General features: G+C 62.1%; 13 protein-coding genes. 6 read left to right on the top strand and 7 right to left on the bottom strand.

Annotation, left to right across the window (positions count from 1 at the left end; genetic code table 11):
- Positions 1–13 precede the first annotated feature (13 nt).
- The gene (gene hemB, locus OSC50_RS25710) at positions 14–1,027 is read right to left on the bottom strand and encodes a porphobilinogen synthase (RefSeq protein ID WP_181076362.1); all 1,014 of its coding nucleotides are present in this window, start codon (positions 1,025–1,027) and stop codon (positions 14–16) included.
- Positions 1,028–1,234: 207 nt separating this feature from the next.
- On the opposite strand from hemB, the gene OSC50_RS25705 reads away from it, so the two are divergent.
- Positions 1,235–1,870, top strand: coding sequence for a DedA family protein (locus OSC50_RS25705; RefSeq protein ID WP_181076361.1), 636 nt, complete (start codon positions 1,235–1,237; stop codon positions 1,868–1,870).
- On the opposite strand, the gene OSC50_RS25700 is transcribed toward OSC50_RS25705, so the two are convergent.
- The gene (locus tag OSC50_RS25700; protein ID WP_266247413.1) at positions 1,851–3,086 is read right to left on the bottom strand and encodes a sterol desaturase family protein; all 1,236 of its coding nucleotides are present in this window, start codon (positions 3,084–3,086) and stop codon (positions 1,851–1,853) included. The two genes, OSC50_RS25705 and OSC50_RS25700, sit on opposite strands and share 20 nt — an antisense overlap.
- A 116-nt stretch (positions 3,087–3,202) precedes the next feature.
- Between OSC50_RS25700 and elbB the strand changes: the two genes are divergently transcribed.
- Positions 3,203–3,871, top strand: a complete 669-nt coding sequence (elbB, locus tag OSC50_RS25695) for an isoprenoid biosynthesis glyoxalase ElbB (RefSeq protein WP_181076358.1) — start codon at positions 3,203–3,205, stop codon at positions 3,869–3,871.
- A gap of 23 nt (positions 3,872–3,894) precedes the next feature.
- Here elbB and OSC50_RS25690 read toward each other — a convergent pair whose 3' ends face one another.
- A complete protein-coding gene (locus OSC50_RS25690) occupies positions 3,895–4,350 on the bottom strand; it encodes a YaiI/YqxD family protein (RefSeq protein WP_181076357.1) in 456 nt (151 codons plus the stop codon).
- A gap of 2 nt (positions 4,351–4,352) precedes the next feature.
- Positions 4,353–6,248 carry an FTR1 family protein gene (locus tag OSC50_RS25685; protein WP_266247414.1) on the bottom strand — a complete coding sequence of 632 codons (1,896 nt, stop codon included), beginning with the start codon at positions 6,246–6,248 and terminating at the stop codon, positions 4,353–4,355.
- A gap of 266 nt (positions 6,249–6,514) precedes the next feature.
- Here OSC50_RS25685 and OSC50_RS25680 point away from each other — a divergent pair, with 266 nt between their 5' ends.
- Genes OSC50_RS25680 through OSC50_RS25665 form a run of 4 tightly spaced genes read left to right on the top strand, consistent with a single transcriptional unit; the run spans position 6,515 to position 9,655 of the window.
- Complete coding sequence (locus OSC50_RS25680) at positions 6,515–7,912, top strand: COG3014 family protein (RefSeq protein WP_266247416.1); 1,398 nt, start codon at positions 6,515–6,517, stop codon at positions 7,910–7,912.
- Between the two features lie 10 nt (positions 7,913–7,922).
- Positions 7,923–8,294: a YcfL family putative periplasmic lipoprotein gene (locus OSC50_RS25675; protein ID WP_181076354.1), complete on the top strand. Its 372-nt coding sequence runs from the start codon at positions 7,923–7,925 to the stop codon at positions 8,292–8,294.
- Positions 8,295–8,323: 29 nt separating this feature from the next.
- Positions 8,324–8,911 carry a penicillin-binding protein activator LpoB gene (lpoB, locus tag OSC50_RS25670; RefSeq protein WP_181076353.1) on the top strand — a complete coding sequence of 196 codons (588 nt, stop codon included), beginning with the start codon at positions 8,324–8,326 and terminating at the stop codon, positions 8,909–8,911.
- Between the two features lie 3 nt (positions 8,912–8,914).
- Positions 8,915–9,655, top strand: a complete 741-nt coding sequence (locus OSC50_RS25665; RefSeq protein ID WP_266247417.1) for a penicillin-binding protein activator LpoB — start codon at positions 8,915–8,917, stop codon at positions 9,653–9,655.
- A 73-nt stretch (positions 9,656–9,728) separates the two neighbouring features.
- Here OSC50_RS25665 and OSC50_RS25660 read toward each other — a convergent pair whose 3' ends face one another.
- The 3 genes from OSC50_RS25660 to OSC50_RS25650 all read right to left on the bottom strand — a co-directional run bounded on the left by OSC50_RS25660 (position 9,729) and on the right by OSC50_RS25650 (position 12,925).
- Positions 9,729–10,361 carry a LysE family transporter gene (locus OSC50_RS25660; protein WP_181076351.1) on the bottom strand — a complete coding sequence of 211 codons (633 nt, stop codon included), beginning with the start codon at positions 10,359–10,361 and terminating at the stop codon, positions 9,729–9,731.
- An 87-nt stretch (positions 10,362–10,448) separates the two neighbouring features.
- Positions 10,449–11,015, bottom strand: a complete 567-nt coding sequence (locus OSC50_RS25655; protein ID WP_181076349.1) for a mechanosensitive ion channel family protein — start codon at positions 11,013–11,015, stop codon at positions 10,449–10,451.
- Positions 11,015–12,925, bottom strand: a complete 1,911-nt coding sequence (locus tag OSC50_RS25650; protein WP_266247418.1) for an ATP-binding cassette domain-containing protein — start codon at positions 12,923–12,925, stop codon at positions 11,015–11,017. The genes OSC50_RS25655 and OSC50_RS25650 overlap by 1 nt, the downstream gene beginning before the upstream one ends.
- Between the last annotated feature and the right edge of the window lie 30 nt (positions 12,926–12,955).

Genomic DNA, 12,955 nt, shown 5'->3' with positions numbered 1-12,955 from the left:
GTTCCTGTGAGGGCTATTGTTGCTCTCTAAGCAATTGGGCGGCGCGGGCGGCAAAGTAGGTCAGAATGCCATCAGCCCCGGCACGTTTAAAGGCAGTCAGGGATTCAAGGATCACCCCTTCACTCAACCATCCATTCTGTATTGCAGCCATGTGCATGGCGTATTCGCCGCTGACCTGATACACGAAGGTCGGCACCTTGAATTCCTCTTTGACCCGGTAAAGGATGTCCAAGTACGGCATCCCAGGCTTGACCATCACCATATCGGCCCCTTCGGCCAGATCGGCGGCCACTTCGTGCAAGGCCTCGTGGCTGTTGGCCGGGTCCATCTGGTACGAGGCTTTATCAGCCTTGCCCAGGTTCAACGCCGAGCCCACCGCATCGCGGAACGGGCCGTAGTAGGCGCTGGCGTACTTGGCCGAATAGGCCATGATCCGCACGTTGACGTGGCCGGCCAGCTCCAGGGCCTCTCGAATCGCCTGGATGCGGCCATCCATCATGTCCGACGGCGCCACCACCTGCGCGCCGGCCGCGGCATGTGACAACGCCTGCTTGACCAGTGCATCGACGGTGATGTCGTTCTCGACATAGCCGTCAGCGTCCAGGATGCCATCCTGGCCGTGGGTGGTGAACGGGTCCAGCGCCACGTCGGTGATCACTCCCAGCTCCGGGAAGCGTTCACGCAGTGCACGGGTGGCGCGCTGGGCTATCCCGTCCGGGTTCCAGGCTTCGGCAGCATCCAGGGACTTGAGTTCAGCGGGAGTCACGGGAAACAACGCCAGGGCCGGAATCCCCAGCTCAACCCAACCGGCCGCCTCTTCAAGCAGCAGGTCGATGGTCAGTCGCTCTACGCCAGGCATTGACGCCACCGCTTCGCGGCGGTTCTCACCGTCCAGCACAAACACCGGCAGAATTAGATCACCGGTCGTCAGCACGTTTTCACGAACCAGGCGGCGAGAAAAGTCATCACGGCGATTGCGACGCAGACGGGTGGCGGGGAACAGGCGATGGGCAGGGGTAAAGCTCACGACAGACTCCTGAGCCCGGGTTCACGGGCGAGCGTTGCAGTTATAAGCGGCCATTATGACGAAGGAATGACAGTTGTGCTTATCGATGCGACCTGTAGTCGCATTCGTCGTTTCCGTAGGAATTGTTCACTTCGTGACACATCTCGATACTTTCATGAATGTTCGCGAAGGCGTAGGCTGCGCGTTCATTTCGCCAGCACCCAGACCATGCTTCAACAATTTCTGCATGACTTCGGCTACTTTGCCCTCTTCCTCGGCACCTTCTTCGAAGGCGAAACCATTCTGGTGCTCGCAGGCTTTCTGGCGTTCCGTGGTTACATGGATATCAATCTGGTGGTGGTCGTTGCCTTCTTCGGCAGCTACGCCGGCGACCAGCTCTGGTACTACATGGGGCGCAAGCATGGCCGCAAGCTGCTGGCGCGCAAACCGCGCTGGCAATTGATGGGTGACAAGGCACTCGAACATATCCGTAAGCACCCGGACATCTGGGTGCTGAGCTTCCGCTTCGTCTACGGGCTGCGCACCGTGATGCCGGTAGCGATCGGGCTGTCCGGCTATCCGCCGCTGCGCTACCTGATCCTCAACGGCATCGGCGCCGCGATCTGGGCGGCCGCGCTGGGCGCAGCGGCGTACCATTTTGGCGCGGTGCTCGAAGGCATGCTGGGCAGCGTCAAGAAGTACGAGCTGTGGGTGCTGGGCGCGCTGCTGGTGCTGGGTTTCGGTCTGTGGCTGCGCCGTCGCTTCAAAAATGCGCGTATCGCCCGTCAGGCCTGCGCCGACGCGCAAGCCCAGCGCGCTGCCGAACCGGTGCCGAGCGAGCAACCTAAGACACCAGTCGAGTAAGCCGGCTTCTGCAGCAGTAAAGGCCGATCACGCTGAGCAGGCTGTAACTGGCCAGTCCCAGCCAGGCCAACGGGCTTGCCGGCCACAGCCCGACCAACGGCGCCAGCCATACCAGCGGCACGTTCAGCGCCAGGCGCACCAGCTCGGCCGTCAATGCCCAGGGGCGATTCTCCAGGGCCACGCCCAAGGCAAACAAGCCCAGCGCCATCGCGCCCCAGCCCAGGATCAGCGCTGCCGTGGGCAGGCCTTGGCCGACGTTCATCAAGTAACTGCCAAAGCCTGCGTAGGCCACAAATTGCAGGGCCACGTACACCTGCTGACGTACATCCAGCGGCACCTCGAACTTGCTGAACTGGCTCAGGTCCGGCTTGGCCAACGGGTACTTGGCCTTCACGTCCTCCGGGCGCCAGCCGGTACGCATGAACCAGATGCGTAGCTTGTCCCATAGGCTGTGCGTGCGCCGCGCATCGCTGCACAGTTGGGCATAGAACTGCAGGTTGGCCCACAGCGGGTTCCAACTGGCCAGCGGCGTGGTCACGCCGAAGATCACCGGTTCGTTTTCGTCCTCTTCCTGGAAGCTGCCGAACAGACGGTCCCAAATAATGAACACCCCGCCGTAGTTGCGATCCATGTAGAGAGCATTCTGCGCATGATGGGCCCGATGATTGGACGGCGTGACGAAGAACCACTCGTACCAACCCAGCTTGGGCACATGCCGCGTATGCACCCAGAATTGATACAGCAGATTGAGCGACGCCACGCTGATAAACACCACCAACGGCACACCGAACACAGCCAGGGGCAGGTAGAAGATCCAGCTCAGCAAAAAGCCCGTGCTGGTCTGGCGCAGGGCAGTGGTGAGGTTGTAGTCCTCGCTCTGGTGATGCACCGAGTGTGCCGCCCACAGGATGTTGCGCTCATGCCCCAGCCGATGCAGCCAGTAGTAGCAGAAGTCATAGAACACGAACGCGAACAGCCACGTCCATGGGCTCCGCGCCGGCAACTCCAGCAGCGCCAGATGCTCAAGGGCAAAGGCATAGGTCAACACGCCCACACCCTTGGTCAACAGGCCCGTGGTGGTGGACAGCACACCGGTGCTCAGACTGTTGATGGCATCCGCCACCCGGTAATTGCGCTGGCCGCGCCAACGGTCGGCGAGCAATTCCACCACGATCAAGGCAATGAAAAACGGTACCGCGTAAGGCACGAAGTCCATGGGCAAGTCCGGTCTATTTTTGTTACATCAAGATTAGGTGCAGTGCTGTGAGATCCCATTGGCAACAGGTTACAAATTAGTAGACATTTAACGCCAAGAACTCAGGAGAAACGCCCATGAGCAAAAAGATTGCAGTGATCCTTTCCGGCTGCGGCGTGTATGACGGCGCAGAGATCCAAGAAAGCGTGATCACCCTGCTGCGCCTGGATCAGCGCGGCGCTCAGGTCCAATGCTTTGCACCCGATATCGCCCAACACCATGTGATCAATCACCTGACCGGCGAAGAAATGCCCGAATCACGCAATGTACTGGTGGAGTCGGCGCGCATCGCCCGTGGCGAGGTGAAGGACATCAGCCAGGCCAATGTCGACGACTTCGACGCACTGATCGTGCCCGGCGGGTTTGGCGCGGCGAAGAACCTGTCGAATTTTGCCAGCGAAGGCACCGCCTGCAGCGTCAACCCGCAGGTACTGGCGTTGGCGGAGGCCTTTGCCGAGGCGAGCAAGCCCGTCGGGCTGATCTGCATCTCGCCGGCCCTGGCCGCGAAGATCTATGGGCCGGGCGTGACATGCACCATCGGTAACGATCCCGATACATCGGCCGCCCTCAATAAAATGGGCGCTACCCATCAGGAGTGCTCGGTAGAAGACATCGTCGAGGATAAAGCGCGCAAACTGGTGAGCACGCCCGCCTATATGCTGGGCAAGAACATCAGCGAGGTGGCGTCAGGCATCAACAAACTGGTGGATCGCGTGCTGGAGTTGACCCACGAGAACGATGAGTGAGCGCCTGATCGGTACAGGCCTGCTCACTCCTGACGCATCAGCTGCGTGAGGATACGATCCAGCGCGTTGGCAAACGCCTGCTTGTCCTTCTCTCCATGGGGCGGTGGTCCGCCGCCCATCTGGCCCTGTTCACGCAGGTCGGTGAACAGGTTGCGCACCGCCAACCGTTCGCTCATGTTTGCCGGGCTGAACTCCTTGCCTCGCGGGTCCAGCGCCGTGACGCCCTTTTTCACCAAACGATCAGCCAGCGGTACGTCGCTGCAAATCACCAGTTCGCCGGGCACCGCATGTTCCACCAGGTAGTCATCGGCGGCGTCCGGGCCGCTCGGCACCACGATCAATTTCACGCAGGAAAAGCCAGGCTTGATCTGGCTCTGCCCGGCTACCAGCACCACTTCGAACTGGCGCTTGAGGGCGAACTTCACCACCAGGTCCTTGGCCGCGCGTGGGCACGCGTCGGCATCGATCCACACGCGCACGTCTAGACCGCCACTCGACGTCTTTCGGCCAGGCGGCTTCGGCCGTACAGCACCACAATCGCCAGGATCGCCACCACCTGCGCACTCAGCGAGTAGGCGTCGGCGTGGATGCCCAGCCAGTCGAAGTCAAAGAACGCCACCGGCCGCGTGCCGAAGACACCGGCCTCCTGCAATGCCTTGACGCCATGCCCGGCGAATACCACCGACAGCGCGCACAGCAGCGCCGCGTTGATACCGAAGAACAGCGCCAGCGGTAGCTTCGCCGAGCCGCGCAGGATCACCCAGGCCAGGCCCACCAGCAGCACCAGCGCCGTGGCGCCCCCCGCCAGCACCGCGTTATGTCCGGCCGGACCGGCTTGCAGCCATAGGGTTTCGTAGAACAGGATCACTTCGAACAGCTCGCGGTATACCGAGAAAAACGCCAGCACCGCAAAACCAAAACGCCCACCGCCGCCTACCAGGCTGCTTTTGATGTAGTCCTGCCAGGCCGCTGCGTGGCGTCGGTCGTGCATCCAGACCCCCAGCCACAGCACCATCACGCTGGCGAACAACGCCGTGCACCCTTCCAGCAATTCACGCTGGGCGCCGCTGACGTCGATCACATACGCGGCCAGTGCCCAGGTAGCCAGACCGGCCAACAGCGCCAAACCCCAGCCCGCGTTGACGCTGCGCACCGCCGACTGCTGGCCGGTATTACGCAGGAAGGCCAGGATCGCCGCCAATACTAGGATCGCCTCCAGGCCTTCCCGCAGCAGGATCAGCAAACCGGAGATGTAGCTCAACGACCAGCTCAGGCCATCGCCACCGAGCAAATCGGCCGACGCGGTGAGCTTCGCCTTGGCGACGTCCAGGCGCTGTTGCACTTGCTCGATCGGTAGCCCGTCCTGCAACGACTGTCGATAAGCCATCAACGCCTTCTCGGTGTCCTTGCGCACGTTGGCGTCGACGTTGTCCAGAGAGCTTTCCACCAGCTCGAAACCTTCCAGGTAGGCGGCTACCGACAGGTCGTAGGCTTGTTCGTGATCGCCATTGCGGTACGCGGCGAGGCTTTTGTCCAAGGTCGTCGCGGTGTAGTCGAGCAACTGCGCCGGGCCGCGCTTGACCTGTGGCGGCTGCGCGCGCTGAGCGCGGAAGGTCGCGGCAGCAACGGCGCCGTCGGCGGCCAGCACTTCATTGGGTGTACGCCGGGCCAGGTCAGCGAGGTTGAATGGCTGCTCGCTTTTGGCGGCCGCCGGGTCGGCGGTAAACCCGGCGATGTAGGTGGCCAGGTCCCAACGCTGACGGTCGTCCAACTGATCGGCGAACGCCGGCATGTCGGTACCTTCGACGCCCAGGCCCAAGGTGTTGTAGATCGCGTAGAGGCTCAGGCGATCCAGCCGCGCGGCATCCCGTAGATTCGCCGGCGGCGGTGTAAGGCCCACGCCCGCCGGGCCATCGCCGGCGCCGGCGGTGCCGTGGCATACCGAGCAATGCTGGGCGTAGAGCGGTGCGCCACGCGTCGGGTCAGGCGTAATGGCCGGGGCCTGGCTCACTTCATAGGCCACCGCCAGCTTGGCGCCCAACTGCCGGGCCTGACGGGCAACGGTGGCACCGTCCTGACGAGCGGTCACCGCCGCGCGCAGTTCTTCGACGCCCGTTACCAGCTCGGCGCGTTCCGGCTTGGCCGGCAAGTCCGCCACCAAACCTTGCAACACCCCAAGAAACTCAACCTGCTCGCGGTATTCCGAGGTGTCCACCACCTTGCCCGCGTCCACGGTCGGCGAGTAATCAGCACCGATGTAGTCCAGCAAATGCAGGGCTTGGGGCGCGCCCTCGGCCGTCGCGGCCAACAGGTTGAAGCTGCACGACATCAACGCCGGCAACACCAGCCAGGCGAGAAAACGGTGGGGGGCAGTCATGAATGAATCTCAAAGGGAAATACGAAGTAACACATTGTTTAACGATAAGGGATTTGACTCAAGCCGTTCGTGACCTGGAACACCTGAGCGCATCGGTTTACGCGTTCAGTAGTGGCATTCTGTGGAGCACATCGCAGCAAAAAGCCATTGTTTTGCCAGTTATGGCGCCTATAATGCCGCGCCCTGTTAGTGCGAAAGGGAATGTCATTGCCGTTTTTTATGCGCAATGACCACATTGGCTGACTACTTTCAGGGAAGAAATCTGCATGGCATTTCGCGCCTTAACTCCGCTTGCGCTCGCGGCGGTGACCTTGCTGTCCGGCTGTTCGATGTTGCGCAGCTACGACACCGAGCTGCAAGCCACTAACCAGCAACTGGCCACCGGCAACGTCGATGCAGCATTGACTCTGCTGGAGAAGAACAACACCGGCGAAGACAAAGACCTGCTGTATTTCTTCGAAAAAGGTGAGCTGCTGCGCGCCAAGGGCGACCTGACCGGCAGCCAGACCGCCTGGCGCAGCGCCGACCTGCAAGTCTACAAATGGGAAGAGTCGGTCAAGTTCGACAGCGCCAGGTACCTCGCCCAGTTCGGTAGCTTCCTGGCCAACGACAAAGTGCGCCGCTACGAAGGCTACGACTACGAAAAAGTCATGCTGACCACCCAGATGGCTTTGAACCTGCTGGCGGTGAACGACTTCGACGGCGCCCGCACCGAGATCAAGAAAACCCACGAGCGCGAAGCCGTGATCGCCGATCTGCGCGACAAGGAATACCTCAAGCGCGAAGACGAGGCCGAGCGCCAGGGCGTGACCACCCAGCTCAAAGACCTCAATGGCTACCCGGTGGCGGCCCTGAACGCGCCGGAAGTGGTCGGCCTGAAAAACAGCTACCAGAGTGCGTTCAGCCACTACCTGGCAGGCTTCGTCTACGAAGCCCTGGGCGAAAAAGACCTGGCCGCGCCCGGTTATCGCAAGGCGGCCGAGCTGCGCCCCAATACCCCGCTGCTGGAGCAGGCCTTGCGAGACCTGGACAAATCCAAGGTGGGCGCGAATGAAACCGACGTGCTGATTGTGGTCCAGAGCGGTCTGGCGCCGGCCCGCGACTCGATCCGCCTGCCGTTGCCGATCCCCATCAACGGCAACCTGGTGATCACCCCGCTGTCGTTCCCCGTGATTAAGGCCGACACCTCCACCGTCACCTTCGCTCAGATCGGTGTCGACGGCCAGCAACAGAACCTCACCGCGCTCAACAGCACCACCGCCATGTCCCGCCGCGCCCTGCGTGACGACATGCCGGGGATCATCCTGCGCACCACCGTACGCGCAGTCAGCCGTGGCGTGGCGCAGAACAACCTGAACAAGACCAACCCCATGGCGGGCCTGGTACTGGGCATCGCTTCGGCCGTGACCGAGGGCGCCGACACCCGCACCTGGCGCACCTTACCGGACATGACCCAAGTGACGCGCCTGCGCCTCAAGCACGGCGAGCACCAGGTCAGCCTGCCCAACGCGCTGGGCGGCACGCTGGTGACGGTCAAGGCCGATCAGCGCTATCAGGTGATCACTCTGCGCGTGGTCGGCAACCAAGTGTTTGCCGGTGGCCTCGCGGCCCATGTCGTGCCGAGCAGCACGCCTCAGGCAATCGCCACCCTTAAACAACCGTAAGGAGCACGCTATGCGTCATTTCATCCTCGGCGCTTTGGCGCTGGTCCTGCTCGTCGGCTGCGCCACCCCGCCGCCACCGGCGCCCGGCAGCGCCGCCAGCAAAATCGTAGTGATGGGCAAGTTCAAGGGCATCGCCGTCGGCGCTATCCGCGTCGCGCGCGAGAACGGCTTCCTGACTGCCAAAGTGCAACTGAGCAACATCACCAGCAGCAACCAGACGATGTATTACCGCTTCGCCTGGCTGGGCGCCGATGGCTTCCCGGTAGGCGACGAAGAGACCTGGAAAGTGCTCAACCTGTACGCCAACCAGGCCACCTTCCTGCCGGCCATCGCCAACCTGCCCCAGGCGGCGGACTTTCGTCTTGAAGTGAAAACCCCTTGAGCCGCTCACCCTTTCTGAGAGATTTCCCCATGTTTGCACGCTTCTCGATGCTCGCCGTGGTCGCCGTCCTGGCCAGCGGTTGCGCCAATACCTCGCCGGTACTCGGCAGCAAGCACATCAACTACGGCGACACCAAGGCCGTGGAAACCGTGACCAACGAGTTCGGCTCCACCGACCTGCAGATGATCGCCGAAAGCATGACCCGCTCCCTGGCGCAGTCCGGCGTGCTGCGAGGTCGCCCGGTGGTGCAGGTGTACGACGTGAAGAACAAGACCAGCGAGTACATCGATACCCGCGAGATCACCACGTCGATCAAGACCCAACTGATGAAGACGGGCACCGCGCGCTTCGCCAGCGACAATACCGACATGCAGAGCCAGGTCGACCAGCTCAAGCTGCAGAACCAGAGCGGCCTGTACAAGAAGTCCACGGTCAGCAAGACCGGCAACATGGTCGCTGCCCAGTACCGTCTGGAAGGCTCCATCAGTTCCATCGTCAAGCGCAGCTCGGACTACAAGGACGTGTTCTACAAATTCAGCCTGCAGTTGATCGACGTCGAGAGCGGCGTGGCCGAATGGATGGACGAAAAAGAAATCCGCAAAACCACGGAGCGCTGAACAATGCGTGCATGGATCGGCATGATCGGCCTGCTGTGCGCCTTTGGCGCCTCGGCCGCGCCGAAGATCGCAGTGACCGACCTGACCTACGAGGCGCGGGTCGAGGAGTACATCCACCAGGTCTCGGCCAGCGACACCTTTCAGGCCAGCGCCTACCACGCCAGTGGCGCCTCGAATTACAGCGAGTACGAAAGCCGTACCAGCTATATCGAGCAGACCGAGCTGCGTAAATTCAGCGGTGATATCAAGGGGGAGATCCTCAAGTCGCGGCAGTTTCAGCTGGTGCAGGGCACGCCCTATACCGCCGATGCCAAGGGTGACGTCTACGACGTCATCAAGCGCATCAAGGCCGGCCACTTCAAGGGGGCCGATTACGTGCTGTTCGGCACTTTGTCGGATATCGACTTCACCCAGGACATCAACGCCCTGGACCACACCAACAGTTATTCGGCTGTGCTGGGCCTGACGCTGGTGGCGGATTTCAGCCTGATCAACACCCGCACCTACGAGATCACGTCGGCGTTCACCGCCATGGGCGAAGGCCAGGACACTAAACTGGTGAACAGCCGTGACATCCGCGTGAGCTTGAACCGGCCACGGGTGGTGAAGGAAGTGTCCAAAGCGTTGGGTGAGGATGTGGCCAGGCAGTTGGCAGAGCAATTGGGCGGTGGCTATCAGGAACCTGGCCAGCCGACACCGCGTAGCAATCTGCCAAGGGACGAAGCGCCGAAGATTCTGCGCTGACCGTTAATCCTCCAGGCAACACAATGTGGGAAGTGGCCAGCCTCCTCCCACATTCTTGACTCGGTTTGGCCAGTTACGCCGTTGCGCGATGCAGGCTGGCCAGAAACCCCGCCGCTCCCACGAACAACCCGGCAAACGTACGATTCACGCGTTTTTGCTGCGTGGGCGTGCGCAACAGGCGCAACACTTTCGACGCCAGCCCGGTGTAGCCCGCCATCACGATCATATCGACGCTGATCATCGTCGCGCCGATGATCAAATATTGAACCAGCAACGGCGCCTGCGGGTTCACGAACTGCGGCAACACCGCGAGCATGAACACCAAGGCCTTGGGGTTGCTGGCATTGACCAGAAAACCACGGAACATCATCGCCATCGGCTTGCCGACGGGGCGCACGGCCGCATCGTTGGCCATGTCCAGAGGCAAGGCACGCCATTGCTTGATGGCCAGGTACACAAGGTAGGCCACACCGAACCATTTGATCGCATAGAACGCGGTGGACGATGCGGCGAGAATGGCACCCAACCCGCCCGCGACCACGGCAATCTGCATCGCCAGGCCCAGTTGCAGGCCGATGGCATTCCAGTAGCCGCGCAGAAAGCCGTATTGCAGGCCACTGGACATCGAGGCGATGGCGCCGGCGCCGGGAGAAAGGGAGATGATCCAACTGGCCAGGAAAAAGGCCAGCCACGTATCGAGTGCCATGACACACCTCGCAGAGAGTTAGCGGTTGTGCCTAAAGCTAACGCCAGCGACCAACGGCTGGCTATCAATTTTTACTCGATATGAACGCTAGCGGTCGCCCGGGAACACATGGGTGCCCGGCCAACGTCGCACCGAGCGCTGGAAGAATAGACTGTTAGGCACCTGCACGATCGCGCTGTCGGTGCCTGCGGCCTCCACTTCGACCAGCGTGGTATAGAGCAGATTGATTGCCACTACCCGCCCCTTGACGCCCGGTTTGTCGACGGTATCCACCAATTCCACAATGTCACCCAGACGAAACGGTCCGACCGTAAAGATCAGAATCGCGCAGAGCAGGTTGGACAACACCGACCACATGGCAAAAAACGCCACGGCGGCGACCGCCACAAACCCCGACAACGCGGTCCACAACACCGTGGCGGACACACCGAGGCGGCCGAGCACGAAGATCAGCGCGCTGCCCATGATCAGCCAGCGCAGGCCGCCCCGCAGCGGCATCAGCAGTTGCGGCGGGAATGGGTAGCGCTCGCCTAGGCGCGTGAGGCCCTTGCCCACAAAGCGCTGCGCCAGGTAACCGGCCAGCAGGATCAACAGGATCTGCGCGCCAATCCACACAGGCTCGACCCACTCTGCCGGCAGTTGCAATGCCTCCATCAGGACAGCGCCTCCAGCTCCGCCTGCAGGGTTTCAAGCAGTTCGAGGGCTTCCATCCAGGCTTCCTCCAATTGCCCTTCGCGCACCTTGAGCTTGGCCTGTTCGGCCAGCAGGTCGCGCAGTTCGTCTTTGCGTGCGGCTTCGTACACGGCACTGTCACCGAGGCTGGCTTCGATTTTGGCCAACCGCTCCTGCACCTTGCCCAGCTCGGCCTCCAACTTATCGGCTTCGCGCTTGTGCGGCGCCAATTGCTGGCGCAACGCAGCGGCGGCCTGGCGCTGGGCCTTTTTGTCGGTCTTGTCCGGGTTGACCGGCGTGTTGCTGGCCGGCGCATTGCGCAGGCGGTAATCGGTGAGCCAGCGGGCGTAGTCGTCGAGGTCGCCATCGAACTCTTCGACTTTGCCATCGGCCACCAGCAGGAAATTATCCGTGGTGCTCTTGAGCAAATGGCGGTCGTGGGAGACCACCAACACCGCACCGCTGAACTCCTGCAAAGCCATGGTCAGCGCCAGGCGCATTTCCAGGTCCAGGTGGTTGGTCGGCTCGTCGAGCAGCAGCAGGTTCGGGCGATCCCAGGCGATCAGGGCCAGGGCCAGACGGGCTTTTTCGCCGCCGGAGAAATTCAGCACCGGCTCATCGATGCGCGCGCCACGGAAGTCGAAGCCACCCAGGAAGTCGCGCAGGGTCTGCTCGCGCTCGGTCGGTGCCAGGCGCTGCAGGTGCAGCAACGGGCTGGCCTTGGCGTCGAGGGAGTCCAACTGATGCTGGGCGAAGTAACCCACCACGGTGTTTTCGCCACGGGTCAGGCGGCCGGCCAAAGGCTCCAGTTCACCTGACAGGTTCTTGATCAATGTCGACTTGCCCGCGCCGTTAGGGCCGAGCAAACCGATCCGCGCACCCGGCGTGAGTTGCAGCTTGACCTTCTCCAGGATGGTTTTATCGCCATAGCCCAGGCGCGCGTCAGAAAGATCCAGCAATGGACTGGAGATTTTCACCGACTCGCGGAACACGAAGTCGAACGGCGAATCGACGTGGGCCGCCGACAGCTCTTCCATGCGCTCCAACGCCTTGATCCGGCTCTGGGCCTGACGGGCCTTGGTGGCCTGGGCCTTGAACCGAGCGATGTAGCTTTCCATGTGCGCGCGTTGCGCCTGCTGTTTCTCGTAGGCCTGTTGCTGCTGGGCCAGGCGTTCGGCACGTGCACGTTCGAACGCAGTGTAGCCGCCGCGGTACAGGGTGATTTTCTTCTGTTCGACATGGGCGATGTTATCGACCACCGCGTCAAGGAAGTCCCGGTCGTGGGAAATCAGCAGCAAGGTGCCCTGGTAGCTCTTGAGGAAATCTTCCAGCCACAGGATCGCATCGAGGTCCAGGTGGTTGGTCGGCTCGTCGAGCAGCAACAGGTCCGAGGGGCACATCAGCGCCTGGGCCAGGTTCAGGCGCATGCGCCAGCCGCCGGAGAAGTCGGCGACAGGGCGGTCCATCTGTTCGTTGGTAAACCCCAGACCGGCGAGCATCTTGCGGGCACGAGCGTCGGCAGTGTAGCCATCGGCGCTGTCCAGCTCCGAGTGCAGGCGCGCCTGGGCGGCGCCGTCCTGAGCTTTTTCGGCTTCGGCCAGGTCGTGCTGCACCTGGCGCAGGCGCAGGTCGCCATCGAGCACATAGTCGATCGCGATGCGGTCCAGGGTGTCGATCTCCTGGCGCATATGAGCGATGCGCCAGTCGGCCGGCAGCAGGCAGTCGCCGGAGTCCGGGGTCAGCTCGCCCAGCAACAGCGCGAACAACGTGGATTTGCCGGCGCCATTGGCACCGATCAGGCCGGCTTTGTGACCGGCGTGCAGGGTCAGCTCGGCGTCTTCGAGAAGACGTTGCGGGCCACGCTGTAATGTTAGGCTTTGAAGTCGGATCATAATGGCGGCGGAGTCTACCAGCTTCGTTCG

Source organism: Pseudomonas quebecensis (assembly GCF_026410085.1).
GTDB classification, from domain to species: Bacteria; Pseudomonadota; Gammaproteobacteria; order Pseudomonadales; family Pseudomonadaceae; genus Aquipseudomonas; species Aquipseudomonas quebecensis.
Note: the sequence above shows the minus strand (reverse complement) of the source record. Positions and strands in the feature narration are given on the sequence as shown.